Here is a 14,116-nt window from a genome sequence, read left to right as displayed (position 1 = left end):
AATTATCTATCGAACGTAACCATCTTTTTTTGCAAGACTGGAAAGCCCACACTCCTGCCCATTCCCACAGGAGTGTTCCCATGCCCATTGCCTTGCTCGCGCTGACGCTCAGCGCATTCGCCATCGGCACGACCGAGTTCGTGATCGTCGGCCTGCTGCCCACAGTGGCGGCCGACCTGTCCATCAGCATCCCCTCGGCGGGCCTGCTGGTGAGCCTGTATGCACTGGGAGTCGCCGTCGGCGCCCCGGTGCTCACCGCCCTGACCGGCAAGCTGCCGCGCAAGGCACTGCTGCTGTCGCTGATGGCCCTGTTCACCGCCGGCAACCTGCTCGCCTGGCAGGCGCCCAGCTACGAATCGCTGGTGGCCGCACGCATCCTCACCGGCCTGGCACACGGGGTGTTCTTCTCCATCGGCTCGACCATCGCCACCGGCCTGGTGCCCAAGGAGAAGGCCGCCAGCGCCATTGCCGTCATGTTCACCGGCCTCACCGTGGCCCTGGTCACGGGCGTGCCGCTGGGCACCTTCATCGGCCAGCACTTCGGCTGGCGCGAGACCTTTTTGGCCGTCTCGGCCCTGGGGGTGATCGCCTTCATCGGCAGCGCACTCTTCGGGCCGCGCAACATCGCCCACACGCCAACGGCCTCGCTGCTGCAGCAGGCCCGGGTGCTGGCCGAGCCGCGCCTGTTGCTGGTGTATGCCAAGACGGCCATCGGCTACAGCGGCAGCTTCATCCCCTTCACCTTCCTCGCGCCCATCCTCACCGACATCTCGGGCTTCAGCGCCGGCGCAGTGGGCTGGGTGATGCTGGTCTATGGCGTGTCGGTCGCCGTGGGCAACCTCTGGGGCGGTCGGCTGGCCGACCGGCTGGGCCCGATCCCTGCGCTGCGCATCGTGTTCGCACTGCTGGCCGCCGTGCTGCTGTTGTTGCAGTTCACCGCGCCGCACCCCTGGCTGGCGCTGGCGACCGTGCTGCTCTGGGGTGCAGTGGCCTTTGGCAACGTGCCGGGCTTGCAGGTCTATGTGGTCAAGCAGGCGGAGCGCTTCACGCCCCAGGCGGTGGACGTGGCCTCGGGCCTGAACATCGCCGCCTTCAACCTGGGCATTGCCGGCGCCGCCTGGGCCGGTGGCCTGATCGTGACACACCTGGGCCTCATGCACACGCCCTGGATCGGCGCCGTGGTGGTGCTGGGCTCCCTGGCACTGGCGCACTACAGCGGCGTGCTGGACCGCCGCGCCGGCATCCCGGTGCGGGCCGCAGGCCCGGTCCCTGTGGGCCACTGACCCTTTCCCCTTTTTCTTTCCACACACACGGAGACTTTCTTCATGCATTCCTCTTCCATTCGCGCCTTCGGACTGGGCACCTTCCGCCTGCAGGACCAGGTTGCCATCGGCTCGGTGCGCAACGCGCTCGACCTGGGCTACCGCCTCATCGACACCGCCCAGATCTACGGCAACGAGGCGGCCGTCGGCCAGGCCATCGCCGACAGCGGCGTGCCGCGCAGCGAGCTGTTCATCACCACCAAGGTCTGGACCGAGAACCTGGCTGCGGACAAGCTCATCCCCAGCCTCAAGGGCAGCCTCGCCCAGCTGCGCACCGAGCAGGTGGACCTGGCGCTGATCCACTGGCCCTCTCCGGGCGGCGCCGTGCCCGTGGCCGAGTACATGGGCGCCCTGGCCGAAGCCAAGGCTCAGGGCCTGGCCGCGCAGATCGGCGTCTCCAACTTCACCGTGGCGCTGATGCAGCAGGCCATTGCCGCTGTGGGCGCAAGCGCCATCGCCACCAACCAGATCGAACTGCACCCCTACCTGCAGAACCGCACCGTGGCCGACTTTGCCCGGAGCCAGGGCATCCACATCACCTCGTACATGACACTGGCCTACGGCAAGGTGCTGGGCGACCCTGTCATCGAAGCCATCGCCCGTGCCCATGGCGCCACCCCGGCGCAGGTGGCCCTGGCCTGGGCGCTGCAGCAGGGCTACGCGGTGATCCCCTCCTCCACCCGGCGCGCGAACCTCGCCAGCAACCTGAAAGCGCAGCAGTTGCACCTCCACGACGCCGAGATGGCGCAGATCGCTGCACTGGACCGTGGAGGCCGACTGGTAGACCCTGAAGGCCTGGCTCCCGCCTGGGACTGACCGCTCACCTCAGCCGGCCACCACACGCACGAAGGCCGGCACCACGCCCAGGTGGTCGTCGCGCCGCTGCAGCGCATGCACGTCGGCCCTGGGTGCCCTGGCGCCCAGGGGCTTGAACACCACGCGGGGCCCGAACAGCGCCCCCAGGGACGATGGCACCAGCGCCACGCCCAGCCCTGCAGCCACCAGGCTCAGGAGCGCCGCCAGCTCCACCGTGGTCTGCGCCACCCGGGGCGCAAAGCCGGCCTGCACGCAGCACTGCACCATGTGCTCGGCATGGGCCGACGAGTCGCGGCGCAGCATCACGAAGGTCTCGCTGCGCAGGTCTTTCAAGGCCAGCGCCTTGCGCGCGGCCAGCGCGTGGCCCGGTGGCAGGGCCGCCACCACGGGGTCGGGCCACAGCAGGGTGCTGGCCAACTGGTCGTCGTTGACCGCCGTGCGCGAGATGCCCACGTCGATGCGCTTGTCACGCAGCGCCGCCTGCTGCAGCGAGGGCTGCATCTCGTGCAGCACCACGTCCACGCCCGCATGGCTTTGCCGGTAACGCGCCAACGCTGCGGGAAATGGCCCCAGGAAATGCGAGCCCGAGAGCCCCACCTCGATGCGCCCCGCCTGCCCCTGGCCGATGGCCGCCACGCGATGGCGCGCCGTGTCCAGCCGCTCCAGTACCGCGCGCGCGTCGACCAGATAGGCCTGGCCGGCGAGTGTGAGCTCCACGCGCCGGCTGGTGCGCACAAACAACTGGGCGCCCAGCTCCTGCTCCAGCTGAGCGATCTGCAGGCTCAGCGGCGGCTGCGAGACATGCAGGCGCTGCGCGGCGCGCGTGAAACTCAGTTCTTCGGCCAGGGTGATGAAATAACGCAGGTGCCGCAGTTCCATTGATACTTTTCAAGTCTTGATCAAGACCAACAATATATTGGACCGAAGGTTCGCTTGTTTCGACAATACCCCTGACTACAACAACCAGGTGGAGACAAACATGACGATCAAGCACAGCCTTTTGGCTGCCACGCTGGCCCTGTCGGGCATGGCCTTGGCGCAGGACAACTACCCCAGCAAGGCCATCACGCTCACCGTTCCCAACCCGCCCGGCGGGGTGGTGGACACCTCGGCCCGGCTGCTCAACGAGCCCCTGGCGCGCGTGATCGGCCAGCCCGTGGTGATCGACAACAAGGCCGGCGGCAGCGGCAACGTGGCCTATGGCGCCGTGGCCCGCGCCAAGGCCGACGGCTACAACCTGCTGATCTCGTACTCGGCCTACCATGTGGGCAACCCGGCGCTGACCCCCAGCCTGCCCTGGGAGGCCAAAGACTTCGCCCCCGTGGCCCTGCTGACCGTGGCGACCAACGTGATCGCCGCCCACCCCTCGGTGCCGGGCAACAATCTCAAGGAATTCATCGCCTACCTCAAGGCCAACCCGGGCAAGGTCAACTACGCATCGCAGGGCAATGGCTCGCTCTCGCACATCGGCACCGAGATCTTCAAGCAGCAGAGCGGCACCTTCATGACCCACATCCCCTACCGCGGTTCGGGCCCGGCCGTGGCCGACGTGCTGGCGGGGCAGGTGCAGGTGTTCATCACCACGCCGCCGTCCGTGATGCAGCATGTGGTCAGCGGCAAGCTCAAGGCTTTTGCCGTGACCGGCAGCAAGCGCCACCCCGGCCTGCCCAACGTGCCCACGGTGGCCGAGGCCGGCATGCCGGACTTCAAGCTCGAAGCCTGGGTGGGCCTGTTCGCCCCGGCCGCCACGCCGCCCGCCGTGGTCAGCAAGCTCACCGCCGACGTGAAGAAGGCGCTGGAGATGCCCGAAACCCGCCAGCGCGCCGATGCCGCCGGGATCGAACTGCGCTACCTGCCGCCCGAGGCGTTGGGTGATCTGGTGAAGACCGAGACCGCCTACTGGGCCAAGACCATCAAGTCCGCCGGCATCAAGGCCGACTGACCGAACCCTCACCATCCTGACTGCCCCGAAGCCCGGCACCGCCGTGCCGGGTGGGGCCGCGCTTTGCCCATCCATTTCTGAAAGGCCCCCGCCATGCAACGCACCTACCGCATCGGGCAGATCGTGCCCAGCTCCAACACCACCATGGAGACCGAGATCCCCGCCATGCTGCGCGCGCGCGAGCAGATCCTGGCCGAGCGCTTCAGCTTCCACGCCAGCCGCATGCGCATGCAGAAGGTCACCAAGGAAGAACTGGCCGCCATGGACCGCGATTCCGACCGCTGCGCGCTGGAGCTCTCTGATGGAAGGATGGACGTGATGGGTTATGCCTGCCTGGTGGCCATCATGAGCATGGGCCTGGGCTACCACCGCACGTCCGAGAAGCGCCTGCATGAGGTCACCGTGGCCAATGGCAAGCCCGCGCCCGTGGTGTCGAGCGCCGGCGCCCTGGTCGAAGGGCTCAAGGCCATGGGTGCGAAGAAGGTCTCGGTGCTCACGCCCTACATGAAGCCACTGACCCAACTGGTGGTGGACTACATCGAGCACGAGGGCATTGCCGTGCACGACAGCCTGTCGCTGGAAATCGCCGACAACCTGGAGGTGGGCGCGCAGGACCCGGCGGCGCCCGCGCAGTTGGTGGAACGCCTGGACACCCGCGGGGTGGATGTGGTGGTGATCTCTGCCTGCGTGCAGATGCCTTCGCTGGCCTCGGTGCAGGTGGCGCAGGACCGGCTGGGCATTCCCGTCGTTTCGGCGGCCGCGTGCACCACATGGGCCATGCTCAAGCGCCTGGGGCTGGAAACCCGCGTGCCCCAGGCCGGGGCACTGCTGTCAGGAGCCTACTGAGCGCAGCCGGCAGGCGGCGGGGCAAAACCCGATAATGGGTCCATGCCCCGCCCAAGCCAACAACTCCATCCCCACCGCGAACCCGTCCCCACGCGCCTGGCCGCCACCGTGCTGCTGCTGCGCGATGCCGAAGGCGACGGCGCGCTGGAGATCCTGATGACGCGGCGCTCGCCCAACGCAAGCTTTGCGCCGGGGGCCTATGTCTTCCCCGGTGGAGGCATTGATGCACTGGACGCCCAGTCGCACCACGTGGCAGACCGCCGCCCGGCCCAAAGCGATCTGCACCTGACGCAGGCGGTCGCCGCCATCCGCGAGAGCTTCGAGGAGCTGGGCGTGCTGCTGGCGCGCCACGCCGATGGCCGCATGGCCGATGCCGCCGACATCGCAACCCTGGACCGCAGTGCGCCCTTTGCCGCGCAGTGCGAGGCCCGCGGCCTGCGCCTGGCGGCCGACAGCGTCTACCTGCTGGCCTACTGGACGGCCGACCGCGACCTGCCGCGCCGCTTCGAAGTGCCCTTCCTGGCCGCCCGCATGCCCCAGGGCCAGACGCCGGTGGCCGACGAAGCGGAGCAGTTCGAGCCCGTGTGGGTACGACCGACCGATGCGCTGGCGCGGCACGAGGCGGGCCAGTTCTTCATGATCTTCCCGACCATCCGCACGCTGCAGCGGCTGGCCAAGTTCAAGAACACCCAGGCCGTGCTCGACGCCCTGGCCAGCGAGCAACCGCTGTGGGTGAGCTGCCCGCGCGCCGGCCTGCTGGTCGGCAAGGAGGCGCGCTACATGGAAGACGAGATGCCCTTCGGCGAGCTGGCCCTGGTCTGCCCCGACGGCCAGATCGTGCACCCGCTGGACTGGCAGACCGACCATGCCGTGCCCTTGCTCAAAAACGTGCAGCGCCTCACGGCGCCCAACTCGGGCGTGATGACCGGCCCGGGCACCAACAGCTACCTGGTGGGCGACCCGACCACGGGCTTCATCGCCATCGACCCGGGCCCGGCCGACCCCGAGCACCTGGAGAAGCTCTGGCGCACCGCCGGCGGCGACATCCGTGCCATCGTCTGCACGCATTCGCACCCTGACCACTCGCCGGGGGCCGCTCCTCTGCAGGCCCTGTGCGTGCAGGCCGGCCGGCCGGCACCGCCCATCCTGGGCCTGCCCTCGGCGCCCACGGCGCGGGTTGCCAGCGCCTTCACGCCCGAACGCGAACTCGCCCACGGTGAAAGACTCGTGCTCTCGGCCAAGGTGGCCGATGCCGCCACCAATCACACCCTGCGGGTGATCCACACGCCCGGCCATGCCGCCAACCACCTGTGCCTGCTGCTGGAAGAAGACGGCCTGCTGTTCAGCGGCGACCACATCCTGAACGGCAGCACCACGGTGGTCGACCCGCCGGATGGCAACATGGCCGACTACCTAGATTCGCTGGATGCGCTGGATGCGGCCTGCGAGAAGCAGGGCGTGGGCTTCATCCTGCCAGCCCACGGCCATGTGCTGGGCGAGGCGCGCAGCGCCATCGCCCGCCTGAAGGCCCACCGCCTGGCGCGCGAGGCCAAGGTGCTGGCTGCCATGCAGGCCCTGCCCCAGGGCAGCATGGAGGATTGGGTGCGCCATGCCTACGACGATGTGCCGCCGCGCATGTGGCCGGTGGCCCAGCGCTCGCTGCTCGCCCATGTCGAACGTATCCGCGCAATGGAACCGGGGAATGAAAACACCCCACACTGAATGACTGAAAAAAACCCTGAAGCCGGCCATGTGCGCCTGGCCAAGCGCGTGGCCGAGCAGCTCAACTGCTCGCGCAGCACGGCCGAGCAATTCATCGAGGGCGGCTTCGTGAGCGTCGATGGCGCCATCGTCGAGGCCCCCGGCGCACGCGTGGCGCCGCGCCAGAGCGTGACCGTGGACCCGAATGCCAGCCTGCTGGAGTTGACGCCCGTGACCCTGCTGCTGCACAAGCCCGCAGGTTTCGAGGCCGGCCTGGGCGCACCCGGACAGGCCGGCGCCGCACACGGCAGCCGCAGCCAGGGGGCAGCGCCCGCACTGACGCTGCTGTCGTCCGCCTCGCACCTGCCCGAAGACGCCTCGGGCATCCGCGTGCTGCAGCGCCATTTCCGCCAGCTCGAATGCTTCACCCCCTTGCCCACCGAAGCCAGTGGCCTGGTGGTCTACACCCAGGACAAGCGCATTGCGCGCAAGCTGGCCGAGGACATCGAATCGCTGGAGCAGGAGTGCATCGTGGAGGTGGCCGGCGAGATCGCGGCCAATGGCCTGCAGCGCCTGTGCCATGGCCTGTCGTTCAACGGCCGGCCGCTGCCGCCCATCAAGGTGAGCTGGCAGAACGAGACCCGGCTGCGCTTTGCGCTCAAGGGCATTCGCCCCGGGCAGATCCCGGCCATGTGCGAAGCCGTGGGCCTGCGCGTGGTGGCCATCAAGCGCATCCGCATCGGCCGCGTGCCCCTGGCCAAGGTGCCCGAGGGCCAGTGGCGCTACCTGCAGCCCTGGGAGCGATTCTGAGCAGCACTGGCCAGCTATCAAAAGGTGAGCAATCACCGTTTCGAGGGATGGCGCGCCGCCACAAGCCGCTGATACACTGCCCGCCATAACAGGAGGGAGTCCATGGACCATCAGCAAACCGGGGCCGGTGCGGCGCCCGTTTCGACCTTCGCGGCGCAGGACATCGACGCGCATCCGCTCGAGTTCACCGGCAGCGGCGGCGAATACTTCCGCGTGTGGATCGTCAACGTGCTGCTGACCATCCTCACCCTGGGCTTCTATACCCCCTGGGCGCGGCGGCGTACCGCCCAGTACTTCTACGGCCACACGGTGGTGGCCGGCAGCCCGCTCGAATTCACGGCCCAGCAGGGCCGCATGGTCAAGGGCTTCATCATCCTGGTGATGATCAGCATCGCCTACCAGATCGCCGTCAACACCGGGCAGGACACGGCCGTCGGGGTCTTCCTGCTGGCGGGCGCCCTGCTGTCGCCCTTCATCTGGGGCAGCGCCATGCGCTTTCGCCTGGGCTCCACGCGCTGGCGCGGCCTGCGCCTGCAGTTCACTGCCCCCTGGCGCGAGGTCTACAAGGCCAGTTGGCCCGTGTTCGCGATCGCCCTGGTGTGGTTCGGCGTGTTCTTCGGCATCCAGTACTTGGCGCCCGAATCGGCCAGCGCCCTGCAGGAACTGGCGGACGAAAGCAGCGACGCCGACCTGCCCACCATGACGGCCGGCATCTGGGGCCTGCTGGCCATGGGCTTGCTGCTGTCGATCATGTGCGTCATCCGGCTCGAATACAACTACAAGAGCCTGCTGGTGCTGCGCACCCAGGTGGGTGCCGAAACCGGCCGCTGGAAGCCGGTGTACATGGATTTCATCAAGGTCTGGCTGGCCACGGTCGCCGTGTTCCTGCTGTTCGCGATCGGTGTCACCGTGGTGGTGGGCGTGCTGGCCGGCGGGACTGCGGCACTGTTCATCGACGATGCCAAGAACCGCTCGTTCGCCTTGATCATGGTGGCCATCGTGGTGGGCATATTCGGCGGTATCTTCATGCTGCTGCTGACCTCGGCGCCGGCACGCGCCTACCGCGAAGCGCGCATGTTCCAGCTGATGTGGGACAACATCGGCCTGAGCCAGGTGGCGCGCTTCAAGTGCGGGTTGCGTACGCGCAGCTTCGTGCTCCTGCGCATCAAGAACCTGTTCCTGACCCTGCTCACGCTGGGCCTGTACCGCCCGTTTGCGCGCGTGAGCGAGTACCGCATGAAGGCCGAGTCGGTCACCCTGCATGTCAAGGGCGGCGTGGACCAGGTGACAGGCGCCATGGTGCGCCAGCAGCAGCAAGGCGGCATCGGTGATGCCCTGGCCGACGCCGCAGGCCTGGACCTGATCGGCTGATGGGCACGGCAGCCCCTTCCGGGGAACTGGTTCCCGGGCGCTGGTTCGATGGCTTGAGCAGCCAGGCCAAGCCGGTGCTCGTGGGCCTGCAGCCCACACCCAAGGGCCCCTCGCTGGCGCTGCACCCGGTGTCCCAGCCCGGCGCGGCCCCCACCGTGTTCTCCTGGGGCCAGGTCGGCTGGCCCGAAGCCTGGAGTGAACGCCGCCCGCAGCAGCGCGTGGTGGTGGACCTGCGCGACCACGGCAGCCTGGAAATCGATGCCGTGGCCCAATGGCAAGCGGCCTTGGCCGCCGCGGGCGCACGCCCCAGCCTGGCAGAGCGCATGCAGAACCGCTGGCCCGTGCTGCTGGGGGTGACGGCCATCGCCGTCGTCGGGCTGAGTCTGTTCTACCGCTATGGCACGCCCTGGGCTGCCACGGAACTCACGCGCTTCGTTCCCGTTTCCTGGGAAACCAGCGTGGCCAGCAATGTGCTCACGCAGATGGACAAAGGCACGCTCAAGCCCAGCAAGCTGCCCAGGGAGCGCCAGCTTGAGCTGCAGGCGCGATTCAATGAATTGGTGCAGCAGATGCCCACGGGGCTGCAGCGCTATCAGGGCTACCGGCCCACCTACACCCTGTCGTTCCGTTCAGGGATGGGCGCCAACGCCTTTGCCCTGCCCGGTGGCACGGTGGTGATGACCGACGGCCTGGCCAAGGCGGCGGAGAAGCAAGGGCTCAGCGACGACGCCCTGATCGGCGTGCTGGCCCACGAGGTCGGCCATGTAGCCCAGCGCCACACCACGCGCATGATCGTGCAGCAGGGCGTGCTGCAGATGGGCATGGGTTTGGCGCTGGGTGACGTATCGGGCATCGTATCCACCGGCGCCTCGGTGCTCACCGGCCTGGCCTATAGCCGCAACCACGAGCGTGAGGCCGACTGCTTTGCCATCGCCCTCATGGGCCACGCCAAGCTGCCCACGGCGCCCATGGGCAAGCTGCTGCTGGCCATTGCGCAGGATGAGGACGCCGAAGAGAAGGCCGACAAGAAGAACAAAGCCGCCACCTCAGCCAAGGAGGGCGCGAGTGCCCCGACGGAGACCGCCGCGGCGAAGAAGGAACCGGAGACCATGGGCCCCGTGTGGTCCCTGCTGAGCAGCCACCCCGACACCGTGGAGCGCGCCAAGGAACTGGAGCAGGGGCATGCGATGCACTGCCCCAAGCCTGCCTGAAGCACTGGGATGGCCGGAAAGACCGGCCATGGAATTAAGTGTGAAGCGCGCCGATAAGCCGGATTCTGTGCGCCGCGGTTGCCCGCGGCGTGACCGCCATTACTCTGGGCCGGGTGTCGCCACGCCGGCTCGATGCTACCTACCCGCCAGCTCTGCGGAACCACATCAACGCTGGCCTACTTGGTATTGCTGCGCGTAGAGATTGCCCGTTTCACCTCGGGCGCGGAACGCGCCCGAGGTGGCTGTGGGCTTTCCCGGCTTGCGCCGGGAACCGTCTGGCTTGCGCCATCCGCAGCCAGCTTGCGCTGGCGGCCCACAGAACACCCCTGGTGGTCCCGTGTCCGAACTCGTCTCTGTTGCTCTGATCCTCACCTCGCGGTGGGCAGCCGTTAGCTGCTACGCTGTCCTGTGCAGTCCGGACGTTCCTCCAGTGCCTGGTTTCCCAGATTGCACCAGCGGCGGTCTGGCGCGCTTCACAGAGCGATTATCGTTCACCGCGGATGACCGACTCCCAATCCAGGCCAAACCGGGCCAGGTATTTGCGCAGGCGGTCGGCATCATTGACCACCGTGCGCTGCGCGCGCGAGGCCTGGAACAACTGCCGCCCCGCATCGGACAGGGTGCGCGCCTGCCGGCACACGCGCAGCACGGCGGCCAGTTGAAGCTGGTCGAACAGGTCCATGGCCTTGATCTGTGCCTCGTCGAGAAGCGTGTTCAGATCAATGGCATCCCCAACCGCACCACCTCCATCACGTGCGGCCTTTGCCGGTTGCCACAGCCACTGCAGGCGGGCGATCTCCGCCTCCACCAAAGGCAGGCCGATACGGCCACTGTCGGCCAGCGTGGCCAGGCGCGTGGCGCTGGCGGACAGGTCGCGGAAGTTGCCGCTCCACAGCGCATCGGGCGACTGGGCATAGCGCAGGTAGGCAGTGCGCGCCTCGGCCGAGAGGCGCACCGTGCGGCCCAGCTCCGTGCCGGTGCGCGCCAGCAGGTGGTCCAGGTTGGGTTCGATGTCCTCGGGCCGCTGGGCCAGGCCGGGCAGCTGGTAGCTCCAGAGGTTGATGCGCGCGTACAGGTCTTCGCGGAAGCGCCCGGCCGCCACTTCGGTGCGCAGGTCGCGGTTGGTGCCGGCGATCAGCTCGAAATCACTGGCCACCTCGCGGTCGCTGCCCATGGGGTAAAAGCGCTTTTCCTCCACCGCCTTGAGCAGCATGGCCTGCTCGTCCAGACCCAGCTCGCCGATCTCGTCGAGGAACAGCACGCCCTTGTGCGCCGTGCGCAGCAGACCCGCCCGGTCGGCCGCGGCCCCTGTGAAAGCGCCCTTCTTGTGGCCGAACAGGGTGGATGCGGCGCCATCGCCATGCAGGGTGGCGCAGTTGACCTCGACGAACTCGCCCTCCACCTGGTGGCGGGCCTTCTTGAGTTCGTACATGCGCCGCGCCAGGTGCGACTTGCCTGCTCCGGTGGGCCCGGTGAACAGGATGGGCGCACGCGAGCGCACCGCCACGCGCTCCACCTCGTCGATCAGCGCGTTGAAGCGCGCGTTGCGCGTGGCGATGCCGCTCTTGAGGAAGTCCACCGCATCGCGCTGCTCGGCGCCGAAGCGCTGGGCGATGACGTCGTAGCGCGACAGGTCCAGGTCGATCAGCGCATAGCTGCCCGCGTCGCCCATCTGCTGGCGCCTGGGCGGCGAGGTCTGCGCCAGCACACCCGGAATGCGCCGCGACTCCACCAGCAAAAACAGGCAGATCTGCGCCACGTGCGTGCCCGTGGTGATGTGGGTCCAGTACTCCTCGCGCTCGGTGTCGAAGCGGTAGGCCTGCGTCCAGTCGAAGAGCCTGGCATAGACCTCGCCGAAGTCCCAGGGGTCGGCGATCTCCATGGGCACCAGCCGCACCGTGGTCTCGGGCGATGCGGTGGCGATGTCGGTGCGCACCTGGTGCGCCAGCTCCTGGTGGGCGGGGGTGTACAGCAGCTCCATGCGGTGCACCACCATGTCCTCGTGCTGGACCAGCGAGACGGTGGGCCGCCACTTCTCCCACCGGCCCGCGCCCTTGCCGGAGTCGAGCTGGGTACCGATGAAACCGATGACCACCCTGTTTTTGTGCATCTCTAGCTAGCTACAAAAATAGCTTTTATTCTAGCAAACAAGAAACCATCAAGAAACCCAGCACTTACTCTTTTTAAAAAACCTATTTCAAATCAAATACTTGAAAAATTTTTGCGTTTCAGCAGATGGCTGGCACGCAATTCGCAGATACCAAGGCACTCGGCGCAAGCAGCGAACGCTCACAGGCCAGGGTTGGGGCAAATGCCCGCCCTGCCGGTGCCGGGAGTCCGGGGCTTTATTGCCTTTTGGATTCCCCGCATGCCGCACGCTGCGAGCGCCGGGTGACGGCAGGGCTGTGGAAGCCAGCCCGCAAGGGACTGCCGGGTTCGACTCCCGGCCTGCACCACTGGTAGCTCAGTCTGGTAGAGCACCCCTGCAAAGGGACTGTCGCAGGTTCGACTCCTGCCCATTCTTCCGGCCTTCGGGCCGGCTGTTGAAGAAACGGTCGAAAGACCACCCGCCGGACGCGGGGTGAAGGACAGAAGGGTTGCGCCGCAGCCCGAAAGCCATTGCCCCGTCAGCGGTGGCGGTTTGTGCCAGCACCCGGCACGGCCCGCGCCCGTAGCCAGCCCAGGCGAAAGCCCCCTCGGGGCCACCGCCACGGCGCACTGCAGGGCCCGGACCGCGCCCCCTGGGACCACTGCCCCGCTGTAACGGCCCCCATGCAATTCGATGCGGCAACCGCAAGACATTGAACAAGAAAGAACGAGGGTAGACACATGCTGAAGATCCAACGCACCACCGTCAAGAAGAACGAACGCGCCCTGCTGCTGCGCAACGGCGACTTCGACCGCGTCCTGCACAGCGGCACGCACTGGCTGTTTGCCGGCCTGGACCAACTGCGCGTGGAAAGCTTCGCGCTGGAACAACCTGCCTTCACCCACGCCCTGGCTGACTACCTGATGGCGCGCGAGCCCGAAGTGGTGGCTGCGGAATTCGTGCGCGTGGAGCTGGCCGAGAACGAAGTAGGCCTGCGCAGCGAGAACGGTGTGCTGGTGGAGATCCTGCCCCCTGGCACCCGCCGCCTGTACTGGAAGGGCCAGGCGGAGGTGTCCGTGCAGGTGATCGACCTGAACGCCGGACCCGAACTGCCCGCCGCCCTGGTGGCGCGCCTGACGCAGCCCCAGCTGCGCCACCGCACGGTAACCGGCCTGGCCGGCCTGCTGCAGGTGCAGGTGCCCGAGTCGTCCTGCGCGCTGCTGACGGTGGATGGCAAGGTGGAACGCCTGCTGCCCGCTGGCGCCTACGCCTTCTGGAAGTACGGCCGCACCGTGGCGGTGGAGCTGGTGGACCTGCGCCTGCAATCGGTGGAAGTCTCGGGCCAGGACATCATGACCCGCGACAAGGTGGGCCTGCGCATCAACCTGTGCGCGACCTTCCGCTACACCGACGTGCTGCGCGCCTGGAGCCAACTGCAAAAGCCTGCAGAACACCTGTACCGCGAGCTGCAGTTCGCGCTGCGCGCCGCCGTGGGCACCCGCACGCTCGATGAGCTGCTGGAGAACAAGACGGTGATCGACGAGGTGGTGAACGCCCACATGGCCGCCAAGCTTGCGCCCTACGGCATTGCGCTGGAGAGCGCCGGCGTGAAGGACATCGTGCTGCCTGGCGACATGAAGGCCATCCTGACCCAGGTGGTGCAGGCGGAGAAGCAGGCCCAGGCCAACGTGATCCGCCGCCGCGAGGAAACGGCCGCGACGCGCTCACTGCTCAACACCGCCAAGGTGATGGAGGACAACCCTGTCGCCCTGCGCATGAAGGAGCTGGAGACGCTGGAACGCGTGGCTGAGCGCATCGACAAGATCTCGGTGGTGGGCGGCCTGGACCAAGTGCTCAACGGCCTGGTGAAGCTGCGCTGAAGAAAGAGTCAAGAGGAACACGGGCGCGCTGGCACAGAAGGGAGCGCCACTGCCAAAAATGTTGTTATTGCCGGCAGGTCGGGTAACACCGAGTGCAGCGGGAGAGTCGGTGAACGGGCAAGGTTGAG

The 14,116-nt window shown here is 67.6% G+C and carries 11 protein-coding genes and 1 other RNA gene; 9 read left to right on the top strand and 3 right to left on the bottom strand.

Going from position 1 to position 14,116, the window contains the following annotated elements:
* The first annotated feature begins 80 nt into the window (after positions 1-80).
* Together AC07X5_RS06000 and dkgB are read left to right on the top strand one after the other, a co-directional pair.
* Positions 81-1,283 (top strand): MFS transporter, encoded by a 1,203-nt coding sequence (locus tag AC07X5_RS06000; protein ID WP_494769386.1) that lies wholly within the window; start codon positions 81-83, stop codon positions 1,281-1,283.
* Between the two features lie 42 nt (positions 1,284-1,325).
* The gene (gene dkgB, locus AC07X5_RS05995; protein WP_494769385.1) at positions 1,326-2,138 is read left to right on the top strand and encodes a 2,5-didehydrogluconate reductase DkgB; all 813 of its coding nucleotides are present in this window, start codon (positions 1,326-1,328) and stop codon (positions 2,136-2,138) included.
* 9 nt (positions 2,139-2,147) lie between these two features.
* Here the strand turns inward: dkgB and AC07X5_RS05990 are convergent, their stop codons facing one another.
* Positions 2,148-3,017, bottom strand: a complete 870-nt coding sequence (locus AC07X5_RS05990) for a LysR substrate-binding domain-containing protein (protein ID WP_494769384.1) — start codon at positions 3,015-3,017, stop codon at positions 2,148-2,150.
* Positions 3,018-3,117: 100 nt separating this feature from the next.
* Between AC07X5_RS05990 and AC07X5_RS05985 the strand changes: the two genes are divergently transcribed.
* From AC07X5_RS05985 to AC07X5_RS05960, 6 genes are all read left to right on the top strand, one after another.
* Complete coding sequence (locus AC07X5_RS05985; RefSeq protein ID WP_494769383.1) at positions 3,118-4,080, top strand: Bug family tripartite tricarboxylate transporter substrate binding protein; 963 nt, start codon at positions 3,118-3,120, stop codon at positions 4,078-4,080.
* 93 nt (positions 4,081-4,173) lie between these two features.
* Positions 4,174-4,926 (top strand): maleate cis-trans isomerase family protein, encoded by a 753-nt coding sequence (locus AC07X5_RS05980; RefSeq protein ID WP_494769382.1) that lies wholly within the window; start codon positions 4,174-4,176, stop codon positions 4,924-4,926.
* A 42-nt stretch (positions 4,927-4,968) separates the two neighbouring features.
* Entirely contained in the window at positions 4,969-6,648 is a 1,680-nt protein-coding gene (locus tag AC07X5_RS05975; RefSeq protein WP_494769381.1) for an MBL fold metallo-hydrolase, read from the top strand.
* Positions 6,649-7,437, top strand: coding sequence for an rRNA pseudouridine synthase (locus tag AC07X5_RS05970; protein ID WP_494769380.1), 789 nt, complete (start codon positions 6,649-6,651; stop codon positions 7,435-7,437).
* Positions 7,438-7,539: 102 nt separating this feature from the next.
* A complete protein-coding gene (locus AC07X5_RS05965; protein WP_494769379.1) occupies positions 7,540-8,808 on the top strand; it encodes a YjgN family protein in 1,269 nt (422 codons plus the stop codon).
* The gene (locus AC07X5_RS05960) at positions 8,808-10,019 is read left to right on the top strand and encodes a M48 family metallopeptidase (RefSeq protein ID WP_494769378.1); all 1,212 of its coding nucleotides are present in this window, start codon (positions 8,808-8,810) and stop codon (positions 10,017-10,019) included. Before AC07X5_RS05965 ends, AC07X5_RS05960 begins: the two co-directional genes overlap by 1 nt.
* Before the next feature lie 38 nt (positions 10,020-10,057).
* Here AC07X5_RS05960 and rnpB read toward each other — a convergent pair.
* An RNA gene (gene rnpB / locus AC07X5_RS05955) (RNase P RNA component class A) lies at positions 10,058-10,494 on the bottom strand.
* A gap of 9 nt (positions 10,495-10,503) precedes the next feature.
* Complete coding sequence (gene rtcR / locus AC07X5_RS05950) at positions 10,504-12,129, bottom strand: RNA repair transcriptional activator RtcR (protein ID WP_494769377.1); 1,626 nt, start codon at positions 12,127-12,129, stop codon at positions 10,504-10,506.
* Positions 12,130-12,848: 719 nt separating this feature from the next.
* On the opposite strand from rtcR, the gene AC07X5_RS05945 reads away from it, so the two are divergent.
* Positions 12,849-13,988, top strand: a complete 1,140-nt coding sequence (locus AC07X5_RS05945) for a slipin family protein (RefSeq protein ID WP_494769376.1) — start codon at positions 12,849-12,851, stop codon at positions 13,986-13,988.
* The last annotated feature ends 128 nt before the right edge of the window (positions 13,989-14,116 follow it).

The sequence above is a fragment of the Acidovorax sp. GW458-11-26-14-TSB4 genome (assembly GCF_059423865.1).
This window is presented reverse-complemented; position numbering and strand designations above follow the sequence as displayed.